The organism is Actinosynnema sp., from assembly GCF_052038725.1.
The window spans coordinates 1-3,452 of record NZ_JBQGCX010001211.1 but is presented as its reverse complement, the minus strand read 5'-3'; the positions used below and the strand labels follow the sequence as shown (position 1 = coordinate 3,452).

Sequence of the window (3,452 nt, the reverse complement as noted above, 5' to 3'; positions counted from 1 at the left end):
TCTCGACGCGCCGCCCCGACCGCACTCCCGAGGTCAGGCCGATCACTTGCACACGAAGGCTATCGGAGCGATTCAGAAGCACTCGGAAGCGAAGCCGGGATGCACACCGCATTGTGGGCCAAAAGCGGAAGAACCTCCCCGAAGGGGTCACAAGACAGGTCAGAGCGTCACTCCATCGATGGAGAGGCGGTTACGGACACCACAGGTTTGTCCCCTGAATATCACCTGCTCGTGACGACGCAACCACCTGCGCGCCAGAAGCTGGAGATCCTAAAAATGCGGACTACCGACCCTCTTGGGACAAGCCGGGGACTGGCGCCGGGGAACGGCGGAGCATCGCCCGCGCACCCCACATATCGGTGACTCACCGAACTCGATACATCGGCGCTTTGTATTTATCTTGCCCACAGGAAGCCCCGAACGGGCGGTTTGTTCCGCAAAAAACGCAGGAGTCGTGTGCGCGCTGTCAGGATCAGCGCGCTTCCCCTCGTCGGCAGGGCCCTCGGGCGCCCTCCCCACCGGCACCCCCTCCACAGGTAGGAAAGGGCACGTCGATGCGCATCAAGAACTCGGTGGCCGTGCTGGTCGGCCTGATCGCCTGCGCCACGGTCCTCGCACCCCAGGCGAGCGCGAGCGGCACGGCGGTGAGCGGAACGGTCGTGGTCAAGGGGACCGCGGCGAAGGGCACAGGGACGCAGGGCACAGGGACGCAGGGAGCAGCGGCGAAGGGCACAGCGGCGAGCGGCACGGGCGTCAAGGCCAGCGCGCCCGCCGGGGCGACCCGCTACACCCTGAGCCTGTCCGGGGCGCAGTCGACCTGGTACCGCGCGGTCCGGCTGTCCTGCCCCGCCGACCCCTCCGGCCACCTGCACCCCAAGGGCGACCAGGCGTGCTCCGACCTGGCCGCGGTCCAGGGCAACATCGCGAACATGCGGCGCGACACGCAGCGGTGCGCGCCCGGCGGCGGCTCGATCACGGCGACGATGAGCGGCACCTACGACGGCCGCTCCGTGCAGTGGAACAAGACCTACCGCGACCAGTGCGAGATGTTCACGGCGACCCGTGCGGTCTTCCGGTTCTGAGCGCGGACCGGCGGCGTCGACGCGATCGGCGCCGCCGGGCGCCCCGCGCAGGACCGGTCCCCCCGCACCGCCGCCCCCCTGTCACGGCCGGTGCCGGTAGACCAGCAGGGCGGTGTCGTCGGGCGGGACGGCGGGCGGTAGCTCGCGCAGCAGCAGATCGGCCAGCTCCTCCACGTCCGCCTCCGTCGAAGAGACGAGCACCTCCCCCGCGCGGGTGATGCCCTCGTCCCGGTCCCGGTCCCGCCGCTCGACGAGCCCGTCGGTGTACCGCAGCAGCGTCGCCCCCGGCGGGATCAGCGCGCTCGCCGGGTTCCGGACCGCGCCGGGCACCGCGGCCAGCGGCGGCCCGAGCCCGTCGGCCAGCTCCCGGTACCCGCCGTCGTGCGCGCACAGCGCGGGCAGGTGCCCGGCCGAGGCGTAGTCCACGTGCCCGGTCCCGGTGTGCACCACCAGGCACAGCACCGTCGTGCACAGCGCTCCGGGCAGCCGCTCGGCGAAGGTGTCCAGCGCGGTCAGCACGGCGGCGGGCCCGTTGTCCTGGAGCAGCAGCACCCGCGCCGCGCTGCGCAGCTGACCCATGACCGCGGCGGCGGCCAGGTCCTTGCCGACGACGTCGCCCACGAGCAGCGCGCACCGGTCGCCGGGCAGCGCGACGACGTCGTGGAAGTCCCCGCCCACCTGGAGCACCGGGCCGAGTCCGACGCCGCCGGGGTGCCCCGGCCCGGTGAACGCGGGCTCGCCCTGCGGGACGGCGGGCCGGTAGCGGGCGGCGACCTGGGCGGGCAGCCCGTCCGTCGGCCCCAGGATGGCGTGCTGCAGGGTGATCGCGACCTCGGCGAGCCGCCGCTGCTCCCGCTCGCGGGTGGCCTGCTCGGCGGCGCGCGGGCTGACGTCGGCGGCCAGCACCCCGACGTAGCGGGTCCCGTCCGCGCCGTCCGGGTGGGCGACCGGGTAGGCGGTGATCTCGATGTCGAGGTCGCCTGCGGGCAGGTGCCGGGTGCGGCGGGTGGTCTCGCCGGTGCGCCAGACCTGCTCGCACATGAGGGTCCACTCGCGGGCCTCGGCCTCGGACATCAGCTCGCGGTGCGTGCGCCCCTCCCCCGCGCCGAGGCCGGCGCGCACGGCGGACGCGGTGTTGAACCGCACCAGCCGGAACTCGGCGGGCGCGTCCGGGTCGGAGCTGGTGCGCTCGGCCAGCCCGAAGCCGTAGGGCAGCTGCTCCAGGGCGGCCCGGTCGAGCGCGCCGTCCTGGGCGGGAGGGGTGGTCATGGGCGTGGCACCACCCGACGGGGATTCACCCACCGGACGGTACCCGCCGGGAACGCGAACACCGCGCAGGCGACTGCGCCACACGCCGCACCCGCGTCACCGCCAGGGGTGAGCCCGGCGGCGCGTGGTGTGACCGAACGCGATCGCGGGAACACGGCGCCGTGACCTACTCGCACTTCTCGATCCGGAAACCCACCGCCGTCCCCACCCCTCGGGACGGCGGGAGACGGCCCCACCTCGAGCCGGGGCGCACCACCGGCCGGGTGGAGGTCGACGCGTCGCTGCGCTGCGAGAACCTGGGCGCGGTGCGGGCGCGCGTCACCGAGCTGCTGGCCGGGCACGACCGGGACTTCGTGGACGACGTGCAGCTGGTGGCGAACGAGCTGGCGGCGAACGCCTGCGACCACGCGGAGCCGCCCCGCACGCTGGTCCTGCGCCGCGAGGTCCACGACGAGCGCGGCGCGGAGCTGGTGGTGGAGGTGAGCGACGCGAGCCCGGAGCGGTCGCCGCTGCCGGGGACGTCGACGCTGGGCGAGTTCCGGGGCAACGGCATCCGGATGGTGCAGGCCCTGTGCGCGGACTGGGGCGTGCGGCGCGGCCCCGACGTGAAGGTCGTCTGGGCCCGGATGCCGTTCCCGTGAGCCGGATCACCCCAGCGCGGTCCGGCGGCAGACCTCGTCCCAGGGCGTCGGCTCGATGCCGAAGTGCTCGCGCGCGGCGGTGTCGTCCAGCAGGTAGGGGCGGGTCCACTGGTAGCCGACCTCGGCCATCTCGCGCATGATCGGCGAGACCAGGCCCACCGCGCGCAGCGCCGCGATCGGCAGCCCGCGCACCGTGACCGGCGGCTTCCCGGCCGCGCGGAGCACGTCGGAGAGCACCCGCTCCTGGGACAGCGGCGGGTTGGACGGCACGTGCCAGGCGCGCCCGTGGGCGGTGGGGTCGGCCGCGGCGGCGACGAGGGTGCGGGCGACGTCGAGCACGTCGGTGAACGCGTGCGGCAGGTCGGTGCGCCCGATCATCAGGACGGGCTTGCCGCGCAGGGCGTCGGGCAGGACGCGGGTGACGTGCCCGTTGGTCCCCACGCCGGGCCCCAGGTAGTCC

Annotated in this window: 3 protein-coding genes and 1 pseudogene; 2 read left to right on the top strand and 2 right to left on the bottom strand. The window is 74.2% G+C overall.

The genetic code is table 11. The features are described 5' to 3' along the window. The first annotated feature begins 554 nt into the window (after positions 1-554). Positions 555-1,082 carry an SSI family serine proteinase inhibitor gene (locus ACTUAL_RS25490; protein ID WP_440902023.1) on the top strand — a complete coding sequence of 176 codons (528 nt, stop codon included), beginning with the start codon at positions 555-557 and terminating at the stop codon, positions 1,080-1,082. A gap of 81 nt (positions 1,083-1,163) precedes the next feature. On the opposite strand, the gene ACTUAL_RS25485 is transcribed toward ACTUAL_RS25490, so the two are convergent. Beyond that, positions 1,164-2,351, bottom strand: a complete 1,188-nt coding sequence (locus ACTUAL_RS25485) for a PP2C family protein-serine/threonine phosphatase (protein ID WP_440902022.1) — start codon at positions 2,349-2,351, stop codon at positions 1,164-1,166. A 161-nt stretch (positions 2,352-2,512) separates the two neighbouring features. On the opposite strand from ACTUAL_RS25485, the gene ACTUAL_RS25480 reads away from it, so the two are divergent. Continuing rightward, positions 2,513-2,992 carry an ATP-binding protein gene (locus ACTUAL_RS25480; RefSeq protein WP_440902021.1) on the top strand — a complete coding sequence of 160 codons (480 nt, stop codon included), beginning with the start codon at positions 2,513-2,515 and terminating at the stop codon, positions 2,990-2,992. A gap of 6 nt (positions 2,993-2,998) precedes the next feature. On the opposite strand, the pseudogene ACTUAL_RS25475 reads toward ACTUAL_RS25480, so the two are convergent. Next, positions 2,999-3,452 (bottom strand): annotated as a pseudogene (locus ACTUAL_RS25475) (NAD-dependent epimerase/dehydratase family protein); the annotation flags it as partial.

What these genes read in the sequence shown, in the direction of transcription:
- ACTUAL_RS25490 (WP_440902023.1), top strand. Translation starts at nt 555, where the DNA reads ATGCGCATCAAGAACTCGGTGGCCGTGCTGGTCGGCCTGATCGCCTGC.
- ACTUAL_RS25485 (WP_440902022.1), bottom strand. Translation starts at nt 2,351, where the DNA reads ATGACCACCCCTCCCGCCCAGGACGGCGCGCTCGACCGGGCCGCCCTG.